Annotated in this window: 15 protein-coding genes and 4 tRNA genes; 7 read left to right on the top strand and 12 right to left on the bottom strand. The window is 51.9% G+C overall.

Annotated elements, in window-relative coordinates; translation table 11 throughout:
* Positions 1–133: 133 nt before the first annotated feature.
* The 6 genes from ABWV76_RS01905 to ABWV76_RS01880 form a co-directional block, all read right to left on the bottom strand.
* Positions 134–568 (bottom strand): hypothetical protein, encoded by a 435-nt coding sequence (locus tag ABWV76_RS01905; RefSeq protein WP_020414783.1) that lies wholly within the window; start codon positions 566–568, stop codon positions 134–136.
* 179 nt (positions 569–747) lie between these two features.
* Complete coding sequence (gene ligA, locus ABWV76_RS01900) at positions 748–2,799, bottom strand: NAD-dependent DNA ligase LigA (RefSeq protein ID WP_353375464.1); 2,052 nt, start codon at positions 2,797–2,799, stop codon at positions 748–750.
* Positions 2,800–2,938: 139 nt separating this feature from the next.
* A complete protein-coding gene (zipA, locus tag ABWV76_RS01895; protein ID WP_020414781.1) occupies positions 2,939–3,979 on the bottom strand; it encodes a cell division protein ZipA in 1,041 nt (346 codons plus the stop codon).
* A gap of 25 nt (positions 3,980–4,004) precedes the next feature.
* The gene (gene smc, locus ABWV76_RS01890; protein WP_020414780.1) at positions 4,005–7,508 is read right to left on the bottom strand and encodes a chromosome segregation protein SMC; all 3,504 of its coding nucleotides are present in this window, start codon (positions 7,506–7,508) and stop codon (positions 4,005–4,007) included.
* 374 nt (positions 7,509–7,882) lie between these two features.
* Positions 7,883–9,109, bottom strand: a complete 1,227-nt coding sequence (ccmI, locus tag ABWV76_RS01885; protein WP_020414779.1) for a c-type cytochrome biogenesis protein CcmI — start codon at positions 9,107–9,109, stop codon at positions 7,883–7,885.
* The gene (locus ABWV76_RS01880; protein WP_245556722.1) at positions 9,106–9,633 is read right to left on the bottom strand and encodes a cytochrome c-type biogenesis protein; all 528 of its coding nucleotides are present in this window, start codon (positions 9,631–9,633) and stop codon (positions 9,106–9,108) included. The genes ccmI and ABWV76_RS01880 overlap by 4 nt, the downstream gene beginning before the upstream one ends.
* Before the next feature lie 176 nt (positions 9,634–9,809).
* On the opposite strand from ABWV76_RS01880, the gene ABWV76_RS01875 reads away from it, so the two are divergent.
* The 4 genes from ABWV76_RS01875 to ABWV76_RS01860 all read left to right on the top strand — a co-directional run bounded on the left by ABWV76_RS01875 (position 9,810) and on the right by ABWV76_RS01860 (position 10,708).
* Positions 9,810–9,885 (top strand) — tRNA-Val (locus ABWV76_RS01875).
* A gap of 48 nt (positions 9,886–9,933) precedes the next feature.
* Positions 9,934–10,010 (top strand) — tRNA-Asp (locus tag ABWV76_RS01870).
* Positions 10,011–10,507: 497 nt separating this feature from the next.
* Positions 10,508–10,583, top strand: a tRNA-Val gene (locus ABWV76_RS01865).
* A gap of 48 nt (positions 10,584–10,631) precedes the next feature.
* Positions 10,632–10,708, top strand: a tRNA-Asp gene (locus ABWV76_RS01860).
* A 94-nt stretch (positions 10,709–10,802) separates the two neighbouring features.
* Here the strand turns inward: ABWV76_RS01860 and ABWV76_RS01855 are convergent.
* The 3 genes from ABWV76_RS01855 to ABWV76_RS01845 all read right to left on the bottom strand — a co-directional run bounded on the left by ABWV76_RS01855 (position 10,803) and on the right by ABWV76_RS01845 (position 12,895).
* Positions 10,803–11,261, bottom strand: a complete 459-nt coding sequence (locus tag ABWV76_RS01855) for a GFA family protein (protein WP_353375077.1) — start codon at positions 11,259–11,261, stop codon at positions 10,803–10,805.
* Between the two features lie 157 nt (positions 11,262–11,418).
* Complete coding sequence (locus tag ABWV76_RS01850) at positions 11,419–11,934, bottom strand: GNAT family N-acetyltransferase (protein ID WP_020414776.1); 516 nt, start codon at positions 11,932–11,934, stop codon at positions 11,419–11,421.
* Positions 11,935–12,007: 73 nt separating this feature from the next.
* On the bottom strand, positions 12,008–12,895 hold the full coding sequence (locus ABWV76_RS01845; protein WP_020414775.1) for a patatin-like phospholipase family protein: 888 nt from the start codon (positions 12,893–12,895) through the stop codon (positions 12,008–12,010).
* 182 nt (positions 12,896–13,077) lie between these two features.
* Here ABWV76_RS01845 and ABWV76_RS01840 point away from each other — a divergent pair, with 182 nt between their 5' ends.
* From ABWV76_RS01840 to ABWV76_RS01830, 3 genes are all read left to right on the top strand, one after another.
* Entirely contained in the window at positions 13,078–13,575 is a 498-nt protein-coding gene (locus ABWV76_RS01840; RefSeq protein WP_353375076.1) for a PH domain-containing protein, read from the top strand.
* Between the two features lie 108 nt (positions 13,576–13,683).
* Positions 13,684–14,427, top strand: coding sequence for an esterase/lipase family protein (locus tag ABWV76_RS01835; RefSeq protein WP_282951078.1), 744 nt, complete (start codon positions 13,684–13,686; stop codon positions 14,425–14,427).
* A gap of 113 nt (positions 14,428–14,540) precedes the next feature.
* Positions 14,541–14,999, top strand: a complete 459-nt coding sequence (locus ABWV76_RS01830) for a GNAT family N-acetyltransferase (protein WP_040629208.1) — start codon at positions 14,541–14,543, stop codon at positions 14,997–14,999.
* A 23-nt stretch (positions 15,000–15,022) separates the two neighbouring features.
* Here the strand turns inward: ABWV76_RS01830 and ABWV76_RS01825 are convergent, their stop codons facing one another.
* The 3 genes from ABWV76_RS01825 to ABWV76_RS01815 all read right to left on the bottom strand — a co-directional run bounded on the left by ABWV76_RS01825 (position 15,023) and on the right by ABWV76_RS01815 (position 19,471).
* The gene (locus ABWV76_RS01825) at positions 15,023–16,531 is read right to left on the bottom strand and encodes a PepSY-associated TM helix domain-containing protein (RefSeq protein WP_353375075.1); all 1,509 of its coding nucleotides are present in this window, start codon (positions 16,529–16,531) and stop codon (positions 15,023–15,025) included.
* 27 nt (positions 16,532–16,558) lie between these two features.
* Complete coding sequence (locus ABWV76_RS01820; RefSeq protein WP_353375074.1) at positions 16,559–17,146, bottom strand: hypothetical protein; 588 nt, start codon at positions 17,144–17,146, stop codon at positions 16,559–16,561.
* Between the two features lie 105 nt (positions 17,147–17,251).
* Positions 17,252–19,471: a TonB-dependent siderophore receptor gene (locus ABWV76_RS01815; protein ID WP_020414769.1), complete on the bottom strand. Its 2,220-nt coding sequence runs from the start codon at positions 19,469–19,471 to the stop codon at positions 17,252–17,254.
* Positions 19,472–19,532 lie beyond the last annotated feature (61 nt).

Genomic DNA, 19,532 nt, shown 5'->3' with positions numbered 1-19,532 from the left:
CGAACCAGTACATCAAAATCTGTGACTCTAGTAGTGCAACAGCGACTGTGCCAGCTGGATAGCTGGCGATAGAGAAAATATTAGCTGACGGGATTATTAAAAGGATTAGCCTGAGAGCCTCGGCTGTAAATTCTTAGACACTGACACGCCCTTCCTGTGTCCACTCGCAGCGCACCTGCATATCGCCACTACCCGGCTCATGATAGAGGCCGGCTGCCTCCCAGCTAAAAGAGTGGACTCCCGACAACTCAGTTTCCAAATGTACAGTTGCCGACACCCAGTACATGCTCTTCAGCAGCTCTTCAAACTTCTGAATCCACATATCCCACTCATACTCCACGGCCCGGTATGAGGCACCGAAATGAATTACGTCAGTTTGGTACTGGGACTGCTTTACCTTGATGGTAGGGATGGAAAACATATCGCGACAGAGAAAAGGCCACTCATCGGCACTAGGTAAGGCCAGGACCGCATTGCGGTTAACCCGGCGACGTTCACTGCCGCCGCTAAGACTATTGCTGTCTTTGATACAACCGTAAACTATGGATTCCTGATCGCCCTGAAGCATTAATTCCATTCCTTACCACAGCGCCTCCGGACATCAGGTACCCAGGGCAAAAAAGATCTTGGAGATGCACTTTAACGGCGAAGCGGCAAGAAAGCCATAACTCTGCGGGCGATCATTTATGTTGAGCGGGAATTAACGGAAACCGCGGGTACTGTTTCACAGCACCCACGAGGCGGAAGTTATATTTCAAAGCCCCTCTGGCGCAGCATTTCCATTAAACCCTCCTCATCCATTACCGGAATGTTAAGCTCCCGCGCTTTGTTCAGCTTTGAGCCCGCTCCCGGGCCCGCCACAACATGATGAGTTTTTGCTGACACACTACCAGCCACCTTGGCTCCAAGACGCTGCAAGTAGTCTTTGGCTTCACTTCGGGAAAGGGTTTCGAGTTTTCCGGTGAGCACCCAGGTCTGCCCTGATAGAGGTTGCTCCTCACCACCCGTTTCCTCCGCTGGCCAATGTACTCCAGCCTGGCGTAGAGCTTCGATTTCCTCTTGAGCATGGGTCTGCTGGAAAAACTCAGCAACGAAGTGAGCTACTGTCGGGCCGACATCATCTACTTCCTGTAAAGCCTCTTCATCAGCAGCCATCAATGCTTCCAGGGTGCCAAAATACCGCGCCAGATTTCGCGCAGTCGCCTCACCGACTTCGCGTATCCCCAATGCATAGAGGAACTTCGGCAGAGTGGTATCTTTACTGCGCTCCAGCGCATCCAACAGATTTTGCGCGGACTTTTGCCCCATACGCTCAAGACCCGCCAACTGTTCGAGTTCAAGGTGATAGAGCCCGGAAACAGAATGCAGCAGCCCCTCATCCACCAGTTGCTCCACCAATTTGTCTCCGAGACCGTCAATATCCATGGCCTTGCGCGAGGCGAAATGTCTGATGGCCTGCTTGCGCTGGGCGCTGCAAATCAAACCACCGCTACAGCGGGCTACGGCTTCACCGGGTGTCGACTCAACAGGCGAATCACATACCGGACAGTGCGTGGGAAATTCAATTGCCTTGGCATCCTTCGGCCGCTTCGTCTCCACCACCGAAACTACCTGCGGAATTACATCACCAGCACGGCGAATAACGACAGTATCGCCAATCATAACTCCGAGGCGCTGAATTTCATCGCGGTTATGCAGAGTTGCGTTGGAGACGGTAACCCCACCGACAAATATCGGTTTTAACCGAGCTACCGGTGTTACCGCACCTGTGCGCCCCACCTGGAATTCCACATCGAGAAGCTCGGTCATTTCTTCCTGGGCAGGAAATTTATAAGCCATAGCCCAGCGAGGTGCCCGAGCCACGAAGCCCAATCGCCGTTGAAGGGGTATGCTATTAACCTTAAATACAATACCGTCGATATCGTAAGGCAGGCTCTCGCGCTTCTCCCCCAGCTCTTTGTGATAATCGATACAAGCCTGGATATCTTCTGCCACACGCATCTCGCTATTAATGCGAAACCCCCATTGCCCCAACAATTCCAGAGTTGCTATATGCTCCTCCGGCAGGCTCGCCCCCTCTACCAGCCCGGTACCATAGGCGCAAAGTTCTAATGGGCGCAGGGCGGTGATACGGGAGTCAAGTTGACGCAAACTACCGGCTGCGGCATTGCGCGGATTGACGAACAACTTTTCACCCGCTGCGGCAGCCTTGCGATTCAGCTCGGCAAATCCCGCCTTGGGCATATAAATCTCACCGCGCACTTCCAGAACAGCGGGAAACCTGGCAACCCCTTTTGCCTGACGCAAGCGCAATGGCACCGAACCCACCGTTCGCACATTTTGTGTAATATCCTCGCCGGTGGTGCCATCACCACGGGTAGCCGCGCGCTGGAGAACACCATCTCGGTACAAAAGGCTGATAGCAATACCATCGAGCTTTGGCTCACAGGCATATTCAATTGGCCCCCGGCTATTCAATCGCTCGCATACCCGGCGATCAAATTCCACCAACTCTTCATCATTAAATGCATTGTCGAGCGAAAGCATCGGCACTTCATGGCGTACCTCGGCAAAGGAGGACAGGGGCTCAGCACCAACCCGCTGGGTAGGCGAATCTGCAGTCTGCAGTTCAGGAAACTGCAGTTCAATATCCTGCAATTCCCGCAAACGTCGATCATATTCCGCATCCGGCAGCTCCGGATCATCCAATACGTAATACTGGTAATTCGCTCGCTGGAGCAGTTCGTGCAGCTCCTGCACCCGATCGCGGGTCTGCTTGGGAATAGTTTGTATGGTCATCAACAATTCAATTGAAAAACAGGTTAAAAAAAGAAATTTGAATTTGGTATACAGCAGCGGCCCCAGGCCGCGGCCAAAACCCCAGGGGATTCCACCGCGGCCTGGGGCCGCTGTTACTGACAAATAAAAGTTTTCGCTATCAGTTCTGTGCCATAGCCAATGCGCGGCGGCGCTGGTATTCCATGACACGCTGGCGATAGTGCTCAGCGGTCTGGGCAGTGAAAACACTGCGATTTTCATCTTTCAGCTCCCCACCGAGCAACTTGGCGATGGTGTAAGCGGTGGACAACAGCTGATCAAATGCCTTGATCGCCTCCCCCTCTACCGGCAACGCCAGGAACAGGCTAACCCCGGGAGTGGCAAACTCCTCCATCTGGGCGAGATCAAAAACGCCCGGCACAACGATATTTGCCAGGCTGAAAATAACCGCTCCATCGGCTCCACCACCCTCGTGGTAATGGAAAATATTCATTTCGCCAAAACGCATACCCGAAGCCACCATCACCCGCAGGAGATCATTGCCCTCAAAGTAATCCCCTTCCGGAGCCATCACATTAATGACAAGAACTTCGTCGCGCACCGGTACTTTTTCCTGGGGGTACTCATCAGCCAAAGGCATTTGCGGGCCTGGATCCCGGTGTGCAGGTGGCTCATTTTCGGGAGAAGTTGTGGTTCCTGCCCTGTCCTCACTGATCGCATGCAGGCTCTCGGATTCATTCAGTTCCGGCTCAAAACGCTGCTCTTCACTAATGGACTCCATTAAGGTAGGTACCTGCTCTTCCAGATCAAGCACACCCTGCTCTTCCAGTTTGCGCTGGGGTGTACTCCCTGCGAGGGGCTTACGCGAGGAAATAAAACTCTCTTGCACCTGGCGGTTGACGTGCAGGGCATCTTCCATTGCGCGGCGCTGAACTACGCGCACCTGGCCAGGCAGTTCACTGTTCGCCTGCCTCTCCTCAGCACGTTCATCACGGGGTTTGCTCGGTGTATCATCAGCGGTAGGTTTGGGGGCCGATTTTGAGACGGGGTCAGCTTCACTGTCCACCTCAGATTGCATCGCCTTGGATAAATTTCGGGAGACTTTTACAGCCGCCCGCTGCCGCATGATTGCGCGGCGCACACCATCCAATACCGCGATAAGCAGCACTACTACCAGGATTGTAACCAGCCAGTTATCCATTTTAAGCGTCTCTCCTTTTACGCTCTTATGCGGAAGCCAGCTCAGCGGCTTCTTCCACATTCACCGATACCAGGCGAGATACACCCGGCTCATGCATGGTTACCCCCAGCAGCTGATCTGCCATCTCCATTGCGATCTTGTTGTGGGTAATATAGATGAACTGAACATGTTCTGACATTTCTTTAACCATTCGAGCGTAGCGACCTACGTTAGCGTCATCGAGAGGAGCATCCACCTCGTCCAACATACAGAAAGGTGCTGGATTCAGACGGAAAATAGAGAACACCAGAGCGATCGCAGTAAGTGCCTTCTCCCCGCCAGATAGCAGGTGAATGGTACTGTTACGCTTGCCCGGTGGGCGCGCCATAATTGCGATTCCAGTATCGAGCAGATCCTCACCTGTAAGCTCCAGATAGGCATTACCGCCCCCGAATACTTTCGGAAAGAGTTCCTGCAGCCCCGCATTGACCTGGTCAAAGGTCTCCTTGAAGCGGGTTCTCGTCTCCTTGTCGATTTTCTTAATTGCATTTTCCAGAGTCTCCAGCGCATCCATCAGGTCGCCATACTGGCGATCCAGGTAATGCTTGCGCTCAGACTCCTGCTTATATTCATCAATGGCCGCGAGGTTAATCGGCCCCAGGCGCGAAATACGCGCGGCCACGAGTTCCAAATCTTCCTGCACCTGGGCGATGGTGAGATCACCGGGCAACTGCTCTAAAAGCTGCTCTACATCGTGATCACTCTCTTGCAGCTGCTCAACCAGACCATTGCGCTGCACCTCCAGGGTTTGCGCGGCGAGACGCTCTTGCTCAAGCTGTGCACGTACCCCTTGTAAGGCCGCTTCAATCTTGTGGCGCTCCTGCTCCTGCTCACGCAGGCCGCTTTCCACTTCCTCAAGCTTTTTACGCGCTTCTGCCAGCTCGGTTTCCACCTCAATACGCTCGCCCAGCTTCTCCTCCAGCTCAGCCTGGAAATCCTGGGAAGGGTCTTCGGTTTCAGCCATTTGCTCCTGCAACTGGTTGCGACGTAATCGCAGGCGCTCGAGCTGTTCATTCATCACCTGCAGGGTGCGCTCCAAAGAGACCATCTGTGTACGCACAGATTGTTCGCGCATAGCCAGTTCGTGAGCGCGATCCTTGTCCTCTCGGGCGCGCTGGCGCGCAGCATCCAAAGCTTCGCGCAATTCCTCGCGACGCGCCATTAGCGTTTCACGACGATCGGTATCATCGCTCATCGCCTCCACGGCTTCCTGCAGCAACAACCGCGCTTCAGACAGGGATTCACCTTCAAGCTCCTGCTGCTCACGCACTTCAGCAATTTCCTGCTCAATGCGAGTGCGGCGCTCGCTCATCTGCTCTGCACGAGCACGACGGGCAGACAACTGGCTGCGAAGCTCCGCCTCACGGCGACCGAGTTGTTCGGAATCCAGTCGGGACTGCTCAATTGCGCGCTCCAAGTCTACGGCATCACCTCGCATGGATTCACGCTGCTCACTGAGACTTTCTATCTGCTCTTCACACAGGGCAATCTCCTGTGCCAATGCCTCCAGTTCCTGCTTGCGGGCTAACACCCCGGCCTCCGCATCGCTGGCCCGGCTTACACGCAACCAGTTTGGCCCCAACCAGAGACCATCCCGGGTTACGATCGATTCATGAGCCCGCAGCTCAGAACGCTTCGCCAGTGCGTCAGTAAGGTTTTCAGCAGTGTAAATGCCTGAAAGCAGCCCGGTGAGAGAGGCCGGCCCCTGTACTACATTGGCCAGCGTGGGTAATGAAGAATCGGGGGGGGCCGCTACACTGGCCCCATCAATAAAGATTGCCTGGCCGCTCTGCAGTTGACCCAGCCCCTCAACAAGGCTCTCTAGCTGATCCACGCAGACCGCCTGCAGCTGTGAACCCATTATCGTTTCTACTGCGGTTTCCCAACCGGCTTGAGCCTGGATCTGGTCGGCAAGACGCGGCCTTTCACAAAGGGATTGTTGCTGCAACCAGCTCTCAACAGCTTTACCCTGCCCCAGTGCCGCCTGCTGCAGCGCTTCCAAGGAGGCTTGGCGACCGCGGCTGGTCTGTAGTTGTAAGCGCAATTGGTCAAGGTCAGCTGCCATCTCCTGTTCGCGGGAACGCAATCCGTCCAGGGATTCGCGTCGCTCAGCCGTCTCTTCACGGCGCTCCTGAGCCTGCATTTCCATCTCGGCGAGCTCTTCATTCAGCTGCAGGGTCTCTTCGTCATCCTCAGAGACCTGAAGACCGGATTGCTCTGCGATCAGCTTGTTAATGCGCTCAAGCAATCGCTGCCCGGAAGTCTCCAGGTGTTGGATGCGCGACTGTTGCACCTCGGCCTTTTGGCGGGAACCTGAAGCCCCCTGATTAAATTGGTCCCACTCATTTTGCCAGTTGCGCATTTGCTCCTCGGCCTCAAGTAAGCCACTAGCGGACTCCTCTTCGGCGGCGAGAACCATTTCAAGATCCGGCACAATTACTTCGAGCTCCTCCTCGAACTGGGCAGCCTTTTCTCGATCCACTTCCAGGTTGGTCTCCGCTTCGCGGAACTCCTGTTCAGTCTGCGCCAAGTCGGAGTGCAGGCGAGTGGAACGTTCACGGGCATGGGCAATACTCTGCTCGAGGCGCGCGATATCACCTCCAACCGCATAAAAGCGGCCCTGCACCTCATTGAAGCTGTCGGACAACTCATGGTAGCCAACACGCTTTTGTTCAATGCCGGTGTCACAGCTCACCTGTCGGGTAACCAACTCCTCAACCGTCAGCTCCAGCTCACCGATTTGTTGCTGCTTAGCGGTATTTTGATCGTTGAGTTCGCGGTATTTAAGGGCTTGTAAATTCGCTTTGTAGCTACGCTCTTCCTCTTTAAAGCGACTATATTTTTCCGCTGCTGCGGACTGCCGTTCCAGCCGGGACAGTTGTCGATCCAGTTCGTCTCGAATATCGGTAAGACGCTCCAGATTCTCATTGGTGCGGCGCATACGATTTTCAGTATCTCGGCGCCGCTCCTTGTACTTGGAAATGCCGGCGGCTTCTTCAATATAAACGCGCAGCTCTTCCGGCTTGGCCTCGATCAGCTTGGAGATCATGCCCTGTTCGATAATCGCATAACTGCGTGGGCCAAGACCGGTTCCCAGGAACAGGTCTGTCACATCCCGGCGGCGACATTTCTCACCGTTGAGGTAATAGTTATTCTGCCCTTCACGCGTCACTTTTCGTTTTACGGAAATCTCTGTAAAAGAGGCATAGGCACCGGAGAGCTTGCCGGCAGAGTTATCAAAAACCAGTTCGATAGAAGCCTGGCCCACGGGTTTACGCCCACTGGAACCGTTGAAGATGACGTCCGTCATGGAATCACCGCGCAGGTTCTTCGCTGACGACTCCCCCATTACCCAGCGCACGGCATCAATGGTATTTGATTTGCCACACCCATTGGGACCTACCACCGAGTTAAGGTTTGTAGGAAAGTAGACAGTGGTGGGGTCAACAAAGGACTTGAAGCCCGCAAGTTTGATGCACTTCAGACGCATGTATTCTTAAACTCGGTATTTTTTATCTTTGCCGGCCCGATCACCAAACACTCAATTGTACATGGCGCTGCCTGGGCTTTCAGCGCAATTCTTCACAGTTACTTTTCAAGCGGATTATCGGCCGGAATGGCCTGTGGTCAAGTCAAGATCGCTCTAAAGCTGCAACTGGTACCCAAGGCCAACTCTATAGCCCGGTAAGTTTGCATTAACAACCTCAAACCACTCACGACGTTGCCTCGTGCGCCTGTGACCATTTAGACGCGAACAAGTTCTCTGGCCGCAATACACTTTAATACAAGGCGAGAAATTACAGTCCCCGCGCCGGCTCTAAGCGACGGAGAAGATGGGGCCATTAAGCCCCGCATCGCCACCTCTTACAATTTTTGGTCGATGGTAATGGACTGCGCTTTATCCCAACTGGCCTTTGGCAGGGTTTTAATAGTGCCCTGCCAATCCCCAGCTGCCGGACGCGCGTCGCCGTGCAGTGCCAGGCGTGCAACCAACTGAACCGACTCGACCGTAGAAATAGAGCGGCCCGGCATCATCGCACGAGATTCATCCAGAACCACCTCCGCAGGCAGCTGGCCCGCGGTCAGCCGCACTATCGCCAGCGGCATTGGGCTTTCAGCACTGCGGGCATAGATAAACACAGGCGTTGAAGCCTCGGCCTCGACACTGCTGTCCAAACTAACCTGGACGCGAATCTCGGGGCCTGCCTTTTCACCAGGGTCCCGGGCAACAACCACCGGCTCACCAGCATCCACCAACGCCTTTTCCGCCCGGGCAACACCCGCAGCAAGGGCTTCAGCAGCGGCCGACCCTGGTGCCAACTGTTGCAGGGCTGCCTGCCAGTACTCCTGTGCTTTACGGTATTCCTTATCCTCGTACGCGGCTATCCCGGCCAACCCCAACGCCGTGCCATTGCCGGGCTGGGATTCAAGGACCTGCCCGACCAACAGGCGGATTTCCTCGGTTATTTTTGAACCGCCAGCGAAAAATAGCGCCTGGGCTAACTCCGCTTTTACAGAGGCCGCCTCAGGCTCCCGCTCCACCACATATCGATAGGCCTCAACGGCACCGACAATATCTCCGCTTACCAGCAACCTTTGCGCCAACACATAACGAGTGCTCAAGTCTTCAGGGTGGCTTTCAATACGCGCCTTGAGCTGACTGGTGATTCTCTTCTCAGCTTCTGCGTCTGTCTGCCCCTGCTGGCTAGCCAGAATCTCCCGATAGAGCGCCACCTCACCGGGCCGATCGGATATCATATAAGCTCCAACTGTCACCACCGGCACTACCACCGCCAGGCCGAGCAAAGCGCCCGCACCACGCCTAGTAGGTGCGGAGGCCTGAACCTCTTCCTGAGCACTGAGAAGCTCACGGGCCATTTCCGCCTCAAGTTGGGCAAACTGCTTTTCATCCATAGCCCCGCTCTGCACAGCTGCACGTAACTCACGGGAGCGCTCGCGGTAAAGCTCCGCTAAAGCCTCTTGCTTGTTGCTGCCCGAGCGTTTTGTCCCTGCAGCGCGCAACCCTGGCAATAAGAAGACAAAGGCCAACGCCAGCAAAAGGATCGCCAAACCAAACCAGATATCAGTCATTTGCTCTTCTTCCCACCATCAGTCAAATCACTGGGATCTTCACCCAGCAGTTTCTTCAATTTGCGCCGCTCGTCTTCGCTCAAGGCCCCGCTGTTATCATCCTGGCTCGCACCGGTTCCACTTCGGGAGCGCGTCACAATAATGATCAGCGCTAACAGGCCTATCAAGGCGAATACACCCGGAGCCAACCACAGGGCCAGAGTGTTTTTCTGTACCGGTGGCCGGTATAGAACGAAATCCCCATATCGCGCTACCATGTAGTCAATAATTTCTCTATCTGTGAAACCCTCTTCCAACAGCCGGCGAATCTCACGGCGCAAGTCTGTTGATATCGATGCATCAGAATCTGCCAGGTTTTGGTTCTGGCACTTTGGACAGCGCATCTCTTCAATCAGCACCCGATAGCGTGCTTCCAGTTCCGGGGAGGATAACTTTTCGGTCTCTACCACCGCCTGCACCATAACGGACAGACTCAGAGCGGCCATCGCTAAAAGGATTTGGCCCAGCCAATTCTTTTGTCTCACAGCTTCTCTCACGCTTTATCCATGGGAAATTTGGCTGATTATAACAGCGACACCTGCCATCGGACACGCCCGCGACTTCACACTTAACTGCCTTAACTCATTGAAAGTCAAAAAAAAATTCAAGAAAGGCGTTGACGCCGCGGAGAATATCATTAAGATACGCAGCTCCTGACACGGGGTGGTTAGCTCAGTTGGGAGAGCGACGGCCTTACAAGCCGTAGGTCACAGGTTCGACCCCTGTACCACCCACCACTTCTCCGACTCTTGCCAGGCAGGAGCAATAAAGAGAAACAGGAATGCGGACCGGTAGTTCAGTTGGTTAGAATGCCGGCCTGTCACGCCGGAGGTCGCGGGTTCGAGTCCCGTCCGGTCCGCCATATACAAAAAAGCCCTGCTCGAAAGAGCGGGGCTTTTTTGTTTGTGATTATTTTTTCTTTCCTTTAATTTTCATCTTCCATTATTAGAACCACACCCACTAAAAACAGACCCCGGCAGATCGAGCAAACCTAACTCCAAGTTAATGGAAGCTTCCCCTGAACAAAGCACAACCCAACCAAAAAAAGGACCGGCAAATTTTTACGATCATTTTCCGCACTTAAAAAACTTGCCGCGCACAGATAAACCGGCCGCTACAAAAAAAATTATTCTCCCCGCCAACACCAATTTAATTCCACCCATTAGTACCAGGGCGACCCCCCAACAAAAAGACAGCAATCATTTACTTTCTGCCAAAAAATAACCAAATAATTTCACAGCAAATATTCTTTAAGCAGAAGTTGGTGCTTTTTTATTCCATTAATTATTTTTAAACCTTTTTCGTAAAAACCTGTTGACCGTGAAAAAAATATCATTAAGATACGCAGCTCCTGACACGGGGTGGTTAGCTCAGTTGGGAGAGCGACGGCCTTACAAGCCGTAGGTCACAGGTTCGACCCCTGTACCACCCACCACTTCTCTTACTCTTGCCAGGCAGGAGCAATAAAGAGAAACAGGAATGCGGACCGGTAGTTCAGTTGGTTAGAATGCCGGCCTGTCACGCCGGAGGTCGCGGGTTCGAGTCCCGTCCGGTCCGCCATATACAAAAAAGCCCTGCTCGAAAGAGCGGGGCTTTTTTGTTTGTGTTTTGTGAAAACACCGAACAATAATTAGCTTATCCAGTATTTCAAATATTAACTTTCGGCCAATTCAGTTTCTGCCTTTTCGAAATCGGCATGTAACAGGCGGGTTAACTCTTCCAGATCTGGCATCTCCGCAAAGTGCTCGCCATTTCCGGCGATAAGATCCCAGGCTGCCTTGGAATCCACGTGCAAATGGGCAACTACCTGACTCTCCAAGCTCCCCTCTATCAATCCTGCGGGAACCCAGAAGTGCGTGGTGTTGCTCATCAGGTGGGGGACTGTACTACCGCAGCCGCTACAAAAGTCTGAGCGATATCCTGTTGGAGTGCGGTAAGAAGAAACCTTGTCCAACCCTCGCACCCAGCGAAACTGATCACGCGCCACAAACATTGCAGTATCTGATGCGGAGCCACTCAGTTTGCGGCAGAGCGAACAATGACACTGATAAAGGCTTGGTAGTGGCTCATCCAGCTGAAACTCGACTGCGCCACAGAGGCACTTTCCATTCATTCCTTCCTCCTTACCATAAGCTGAAATTCAGAGTCTTATCTGAAATCGAAATAGGGTAGCAACAATATCCCATCCCTACCTTAGACTCCTATAACGGCACGAGGAAGTAAATGCCAATTGGTACTCCATCCGACCTTATGGAAACTAAAAGGGCTTCTTATTCTTTAACTAGCGCCGTCAGTACATGGTCCTCCCAGCGCCCATTAATCAACAAATAACGCTTAGCATTGCCTTCAACCACAAAACCAAGCCGACGTAAAAGAGCTGCCGATCGATAATTTTCAGGCATGTAATTTGCCATCACCCGATTTAGCCCCAACTCCTTGAAGGCGAAAGCAATTACATATTCGCACAATAAGTACATTACCCCCTTCCCTTCAAAACTTTTGTCCACCGCGTACCCCATATTACATGCCTGAAAAGGCCCGCGAACAATGTTGGTAAGAGAACAAGTAGCCACAACCCGGGAGGATTCCGGAAAAGTGATCAGGAAGTATGCTCCTCTCCCCTCCTGTTGCTCTATATGCCAACCCTGTAATCTCTGCTGCCACGCTCCAAGACTATGGTAACCACTCCCCCTGGCTGGCTCCCACTGGCGCAAATGATCCGCGTTACTAGAATAAAAATCGGAGAGTCCCTCAGCATCCTCTATCCTCACCGGCCTAATTTCCATTTCTTCCCCAATAAAAAAAGCAACGACAAGGCTTCATCACTGAACCTTAAAAAACTGCGAAAACAAATCGACCTCAGTCTGCTGCCGACGCAGAAAAGGCGGCGCTCGCTTCACCCCGCAAAAAATGCCACCCTAGCGACCTCCCATCTTGATAGCCTTGCTCAAGCAACTCAGCCTCTTGTGTAAAGCGCTTTACCGGGAAGTCTTCCGGCGGCGCAATGACCGAAACGCGGCAATCTTTTGGGGGAGATTGAATAAAGTCCAAAGCGCGGTTGTAGCGCTCTCCCCTCTCCAGGACAGCTTCAAATAGCCGCGCGTGATCGTGGAAGAACTGCTTAATAAACTTTGGCGCCGCCCCAACCGGTTTGCGGTACCCCAACGGGCGTGACAGCACAACAGTAATATCCCTTGCGCCCTGCTCATAAGCACGAATAACCGGAATGGAGTCGGCAAGCCCTCCGTCTGTCATTGGCTCGCCGTCAACAATGGGAAATTCACGATACGCCATCGGAATAGCGCAGGACGCAGGGAACACTTCATGCATGTTCTCTTCCGTCACTCGAACATAATGAGCTTCACCGCTATTGATGCTGGTAGTTACCGCGTAGAGAGGCACTGCATTATCGATATAGCTTTGAATATTTAATGGCACGTCCTTGTAAGAGGCATGCCAAAGCCAACTAATATCGCAAAAATGCCCTCCTTTTAAATAACGCCGCCAATCTATAAAGTCCGTACGGCGCGCATGATCAAGCAATATCCGGCGACTTCGCCCGTAATCCCCCGCCAGGTATCCAATCAGGTTTGTCGAGCCTGCAGAGACTCCAATTGCGAAGTCGAAGGGACAGTAATTCGCTTCGATAAAAGCATCCAACACGCCCGCGGCGAATATGCCGCGCATAGCGCCACCCTCCACTACAAGGGCAGATAAAGATTCTTTCTTTGTTAGTTCACTTGCCATAGGTAAACCGCCATAAAAACACAAAATCTCAATTCCACACCCGAAAATATGGCTTATGGGTCATAAAATTCTCCAGGCCCGCCTCAATATCACCGCTGACTTAGGACAAGGTCTTTGCCAACTTGATTCCACCAGCACTATGATTGGAGAATTCAGGCTATTTGTCCTTAATTGAGTAATTTATGCCATCTGCCGTTTTTCAAGCCCCGTGGAGCCGTCAGTTAAAAATAATCAGTACTATAAGTGCCGCTCTCTTACTGGCCATTCCACTATTCCTGATGACTAAGGCCCCACCCACGCCGTCCCTACTCTTTAGTATCGCTCTTGCACTACCGCCAGCCATACTGCTGTTAGGCGCCCTGTTCATGGTCAGAGGCTATGTCATTCAGAATAACAACCTGTTTGTTCTCCGCCTGGGCTGGAGGACACGAATCCCCTTGCAGGACCTCAGAAAAGCCTCAGCCGACCCTTCAGCTATGCAAGGATCGATCCGTATATTTGGAAACTCTGGACTATTTGGCTACACAGGCCTCTTCCAGAACAAGAAGCTGGGGCGCTACCGCGCTTTTGCGACCGATCACGACCAGGCCGTAGTACTAAACTTCCCTACCAAAACACTGGTTATCACCCCAGACAGGCCAGAACGTATGGCTGAAATACTTAACCGGCATACTTCCTAGCCCTGCCACACATCCGGCCAGCGGGAAAGCTCAACTCCTGCGGCATACTTGGCTTTTTTCAGGACGAGCAGCATACTCCTGCAAAACGTAATACTGGTAAGGAAGTAAATGAGAAAAGTTGTTGTTGCGCTGGCACTCGCCTTCGGCGCCCTGTCGGTAAATGCCCACTCCGCCTGCGTTATTTTACTTCACGGCCTCGCCAAATCTGATAGCTCTATGGCCAAGATGGAGCGTGCAATCAGCAATGCAGGATATAAAACGGTAAATGTGGACTATCCTTCCACAAAGTTTCCCATAGAGAAGCTGGCCGGCAAAGCAATCGCACCAGCATTGGATGCTTGCACCGGTGAAAATGAAATTAACTTCGTCACCCACTCTATGGGCGGCATTCTGGTTCGCCAGTATTTGAGCAAAGTGAAAATTGAAAATTTGAACCGCGTGGTTATGCTGGGGCCTCCCAACAAAGGCAGCGAAGTGGTAGATAAGCTCGGTAATTTTCCGGGCTTTCAGTTTGCTTTTGGTGATGCCGGATTACAGCTGGGCACCGGCGCAATGAGTGTTCCCAACAAACTGGGAAAGGCAGATTTTGATGTTGGTATTATCGCCGGGACACGCAGCATTAACCTCCTACTATCGCAAATGATACCCGAAACCGACGATGGCAAAGTTTCTGTCTCCAGCACCAAGCTAGAGGGCATGAATGATCACTTGGAAATGCCTGTTACCCATGTATTTATGATGAAAGATAAAAAGGTAATCTCCCAGGTCCTCCACTATCTGGAGCATGGTGCTTTTGCCAAAAGCAAACAAAACCCAACCCCTGCCAGTCCAGGCAATACAACCGGGAACTAACCGACTCGGCAAAACTTAAAAATTGGCAATATTTTTTTTGCCAAAGGTTATCGTTAACAACCCAGACTATGAGCGCGAAAAATAAAAGCTCTATTTATGAGGGAATAACCAAGATGCAATGGCAATGGTGCAGCTTTAATGAACTTTCCATCAACCAGCTCTATGAAATTCTGCGAGTGCGCCAGGAGGTTTTCACCGTAGAGCAGGACTGCCCCTATCAAGATGCCGATGGCAAAGACCAGCATGCCTGGCACCTGATCTGCTGGGACGGGAACAATGAAAACCCACAAATAAAGGCTTACCTACGCGTTGTATTTCCCGGTGAAAAATATAGTGAACCCTCCATTGGACGAGTACTTACCGCGGAGTCCAGCCGCGGAACAGGACTAGGCAAAGAACTTATTTATCGCGCTGTAAAACAGACGCAGAATGAATACCCCAATAGAGGAATTCGTATTTCTGCACAGGAACACCTGGCCCGGTTCTATGGGGAATATGGTTTCGAGAGGGTATCCGACCCCTACGACGAAGACGGCATACCCCATATAGAAATGCTGCGCCCGGCATCGTGACGAATACCGGGCAATTCTCCTCGTTAGTTACTGCCCACAGCGCCGTTCACCGCAGTAGCAAAATTGCTATCGCGGCGACGCACCCAGGTATACAGACAAGAAGCAGCGATACCGGCAGCAGTTAGCAACCATACTGCATTGGCCACCAATGAGGCACGCACAAAAGAGTCTGCACCGAAAATAGAAGCATGCACAATGACCGCCATTAGACATGCGATGATGGTCGCCACTCTCAATAATATAGACCAGCCTGCTACAGTGCCCGCAAAAGCGGCGACCACGCTTAAACTTAACGTGGTTAACCAGAACACTTTTACTGCCGACGCAGTAAAGGCCAAATAAGTCACCGCGCTCAAAGCTATAGCAAAGGGTATCCCCCAAACCTGGGCCATCCATACACGCTCAAGCCGCACAGCCGGAGCACCTCTCTGGCGCTTGCGCACCAACCAAATATTGATACCCGAAACCACAAGCACACACATGCCAATACCCAACAGGAAGTAGGCAATTTTCACAGGGAATCCGGAGAAATGGCCAAAGTGCAAACGGAAGGTGGAAAGATAGACCTGCTTAGCGCTGTCCCCTTCAGACCACCCCTCCTTCTCAATCAGGCTTCCGTCTGGATTAAAGTGATAGCGCTCTCCCCAAACCAGTCGCTCGGGAACACGAGTCCATATTTCTACCACCTGCCCCTCGCGACCAGGGAAAGCCACCTCCAACCTGGTTCGCTCCTCTTCGGGGGCAATACGCTCCATTTCTGCGAGTACAGCGGCAAAGTCTGGCAGTGAGGTTTCGGGAGCATTTTCTTGCATAACCGGATGCTCACGATACAGGATGTGCTCAACTTTCTCTGTATCCCCATCGTAGAAAAGGCCCGCAATTGCAAAGGCTGCAACCTGGGAAAGACCGATAAAGGCACCGGTAATCGCGATGGCCAGATGGAAAGGAGAAGCCCAGACACCAAGGCGGTTATGCAGATCCACCTGCTGCAAGCGCTTAGACCCGGATAGCCGGAAAGAGAATGCATCTTTGATAATTTTGGGGTGCGCGAGCAATCCAGAGACTATCAGGGCCGCCATTAAAACACCTATCAGCCCCACTAGCGGCACCCCCAAACCCAAAGGCAGGTTCAGGGCGAAATGCAAATAGGCTAGAAAGTGTGTCCACTCATGTTTTACCTCCCCCAGAAGAGCGCCGTCCTCGGCAACATAGCGCTCAATATCACCAACCTCGACAACCAGCCGGGGCATATCTGTATTTGGAATAGTGAATTTTACTGAGTCAAACTCTTCATTTTGCTCTTTTGCCAGCGCAATCGCCTGCTCAGCAGCAGTCTGATACACAGACGCAGCCACACTGAGATTTTCCAGTTCGGAGGCCTGCTCCCAGCGTTCAAATTCATTGTAAAAAACTGCGAGTGTTCCACTGACACAGACAATGTATAAAAGTGTCGATACCGCCAGTCCGAGAACCGAATGCCCATCGGTCATATTTCTTACAAAAGCAGGCGTCGGCTTAAAGGATAATTTCACGTTAGATCCCTACTCAGGTCCGTTTTACTAAGCTGCCACAGCGGGAATGGCAAGTTTCAACATCAGGCCACTGAGCACTGAAAATGCCAGCAGGCCTGCCGAAGGACGCAACAATTTTTTGTCGGCACAAACCCACACCATCGCCAGGGTCCAAATGGTCACCGAAACAAAAGCACCACCAACTAGTCGCCAACTATCAGAGAGGCCGGTAAAACCAAAGAAAAGCAACCCAGCAACGATCCCGCTCACCAAGGGTAAAAATGTGGCACTTAAAAAACGCAAAATGCCCCGCAACCACAATTGGCGCAGGGCTCCGGGCTCTGAAACACCACCCGATCGTTGCTTTTCAATAGGCCGGGGGCCGCTGGGCCATTCACCCCTAACGGCAAGTAATGCAAATACACCGAGCATTACTATTAAGGCGGCAATACTGATCCCAAATTCTGTACCGACTGCCAGGCTCCAGCCAACGGCCGACAAAACCAGCATTGCCCAACCAAGCCAACTACGTAATGGCTGAGCCCCCTTACTGGACCAAGCCGAGTACAAGGAAAAAATACCTGCAAAGGCAAAAACACTGGCTAGCCCAGCAACGAAGTAAAAGGAATCTTGCATAACCACCACACTGGGAAATTTCGCTTCCCGGCTGATTGTTAAAACGTAAAAAAGGGAGTCTGCCCACAGACTCCCCCTGTGGACAAACTCCCAGCCTACTCTAACTTAGAAAGTGTAACGAGCCTCAGCAGTTACATAACGGCGCTCACCGTAAAAGCAATCACCGCGGCTCAGGCAAGAAGTCGTGTGAATTTCATCAGTCAGGTTCTTCACATTCAGTTGGAACTTCCAGCTTTCCAGGGTATAGCCGATAGTAGCGTCATACAGGGTGTAAGAAGGATTTTCGGTAGGGAAATCTGCAAAAACATAATCGTAATAAGCAGCCTGCTCGGCATAAGCAGTTACCAACTGCGCATGAACTTTATCAATACCGGTGTAACTGTCACCAACATGACGAGCCCCTACTCCAACGCTTAGACCAGGTACCCACTCACTAAAGTCATAGTTTCCCCAAAGAGAGAATTGCTCCTCAGGCACAGTCTCAATTTCAGTGCCAACCTCAAATGGATCGCTACTCTCTACTATTTCAGTATCCATCTGGCTGTAATTAGCCACCAGTGTCAGATTACCCCACTGCCCACTGGCCTCAAGCTCAAATCCATCGATCTGCGCCTCACCGATTTGTCGATAGGACCTGTCAGGACCGAAAGTTAAGCGATTTTTCTGCTTAATCTCGAAGGCAGAGGCAGTCATCAGGATATTAGTGCCTTCTGGCTGGTATTTAATACCGGCTTCAATCTGCTCCCCTTTCACAGGCTCGTAGGTACCGCCCTGGCTATTCGGATCTGCTAAAACAGCCTCAAAAGATTCTGAATAACTAACATAGGGAGATACACCGCTGTCGAAGGCATACATCACGCCAAATCTTTTTGTGAGTTCCGTCTCTCTCTGCTTGTCGCTAGCCTTCGTAGAAACATTGCTATGGGTCCTAGAAGACAACCTATCTTCACGCAAGCCCAAATTAAAAATAAAGTTCCCAAGGCTAACTTGGTCCTGGAAGTAAATACCTACTTGCTCAGCATTGACATCGGTAATTTCTCTATCCAGCCCTTCCAGTCCCTCTGGCACATAACCATAAACCGGGTCAAAAATATCGATATCACCACCGTAGCCACGGGCTCTTAAAATACTGTTATCGATTTCTGCATTCTGGCTATCAACACCCGCTGAAATCTGATGTTCAAGAGAGCCTGTAGTCAGCTCGCCTGACAAGCGCAGGTCAAAAATCAAAAGGTCGCTTTTCGCATCTTTCATATAGACAGTCCGCGATACTTCACGGAGGTCTTTTTGCAGGCGCAATGCAAGTGTGTAGTCAGCATACATCGAGTTGTAGTCGACATCCCCTTTTGAATAACGGAGGCCCGCATTGATACCCCAGCTATCATTCAAGCGATGATCAACCCACAAACTATAAGCGGTTTGCTCAGTATTGTATTTATCCCAACCCGGCTCACTAATAAATGTGTCAGTCGGGATTTCACCGTTTACGTTATCGACAATGGTACCGCCCCAAGGTAGGAAAGCTGCAGTGGTACCGGTCTTTTCTTCCTGGTGATTCACCAGGAAAGTAATCTCAGTATCCGCACTGGGGCGCCAGGAAACGGAAGGCATTAACAGGGTGCTGTCATCATCAACATGATCAACTTGAGCATCGGCATCGCGAGCGTAACCCACTACCCTATAGAGCCACTCACCATCGCTATCGAAAGCACCTGTTACGTCACCAGCTATAACTTTTCGATCATAGTCACCGCCCTGTACCATCAGCTCACCGCCAAACTCCTCTTTGGGGCGTTTGGATACCAAGTTAACTATACCGCCTGTAGAACCCTGTCCATAAAGTACAGAAGAAGGCCCCTTGAGGATTTCTACACGCTCAAAGGCATACAGGTTTGCACGTGAACCGGTATAACTGCCGAAAGTAGTTTTTAGTCCGTCGACAAACATGATTGGCTCAACAGCACGAACGGTAGACCAGTCACCGCGAGCATCAACGCCAAACAAGCCACCATTCACACCGGCAGAGTACTGCAGGATATCCTGCACAGTTTTAGAGCCAGTTACATCGAAGAAATCTTTATCGCGCAGAGAAATAGAGAACGGCGTCTCATCAACCGGAATATCTTGCTTGCCAATAGAAGTCTGGCGGGACAGGTTCAGCTCGCCGGTTACATGAACTTCTTCAATACCCTCATTCTTATCCTCTGCTGCAAAAGCTGCAGTAGAGCCGCCTGCTGCAATAGCCAATGCCAACAGGGAGTGGCTCAGCCCAGAAAGAATGGGAGAAGAGTTTTGGCGTAAACCTTGGATTCGAGCGGTGCCCATGGATATCCCTCAAAATTCAGTGGAAATATTATCTGCCGCAGCAGCTGCTACCGAAATAAGT

The sequence above is a fragment of the Microbulbifer sp. NBRC 101763 genome, from assembly GCF_040371615.1.
GTDB lineage: Bacteria > Pseudomonadota > Gammaproteobacteria > Pseudomonadales > Cellvibrionaceae > Microbulbifer > Microbulbifer variabilis.
This window is presented reverse-complemented; position numbering and strand designations above follow the sequence as displayed.

Coding starts and splice junctions, on each gene's coding strand:
- ABWV76_RS01905 (WP_020414783.1), bottom strand. CDS start 568: ATGCTTCAGGGCGATCAGGAATCCATAGTTTACGGTTGTATCAAAGAC.
- ligA (WP_353375464.1), bottom strand. CDS start 2,799: ATGACCATACAAACTATTCCCAAGCAGACCCGCGATCGGGTGCAGGAG.
- zipA (WP_020414781.1), bottom strand. CDS start 3,979: ATGGATAACTGGCTGGTTACAATCCTGGTAGTAGTGCTGCTTATCGCG.
- smc (WP_020414780.1), bottom strand. CDS start 7,508: ATGCGTCTGAAGTGCATCAAACTTGCGGGCTTCAAGTCCTTTGTTGAC.
- ccmI (WP_020414779.1), bottom strand. CDS start 9,109: ATGACTGATATCTGGTTTGGTTTGGCGATCCTTTTGCTGGCGTTGGCC.
- ABWV76_RS01855 (WP_353375077.1), bottom strand. CDS start 11,261: ATGAATGGAAAGTGCCTCTGTGGCGCAGTCGAGTTTCAGCTGGATGAG.
- ABWV76_RS01850 (WP_020414776.1), bottom strand. CDS start 11,934: ATGGAAATTAGGCCGGTGAGGATAGAGGATGCTGAGGGACTCTCCGAT.
- ABWV76_RS01845 (WP_020414775.1), bottom strand. CDS start 12,895: ATGGCAAGTGAACTAACAAAGAAAGAATCTTTATCTGCCCTTGTAGTG.
- ABWV76_RS01840 (WP_353375076.1), top strand. CDS start 13,078: ATGCCATCTGCCGTTTTTCAAGCCCCGTGGAGCCGTCAGTTAAAAATA.
- ABWV76_RS01835 (WP_282951078.1), top strand. CDS start 13,684: ATGAGAAAAGTTGTTGTTGCGCTGGCACTCGCCTTCGGCGCCCTGTCG.
- ABWV76_RS01830 (WP_040629208.1), top strand. CDS start 14,541: ATGCAATGGCAATGGTGCAGCTTTAATGAACTTTCCATCAACCAGCTC.
- ABWV76_RS01820 (WP_353375074.1), bottom strand. CDS start 17,146: ATGCAAGATTCCTTTTACTTCGTTGCTGGGCTAGCCAGTGTTTTTGCC.
- ABWV76_RS01815 (WP_020414769.1), bottom strand. CDS start 19,471: ATGGGCACCGCTCGAATCCAAGGTTTACGCCAAAACTCTTCTCCCATT.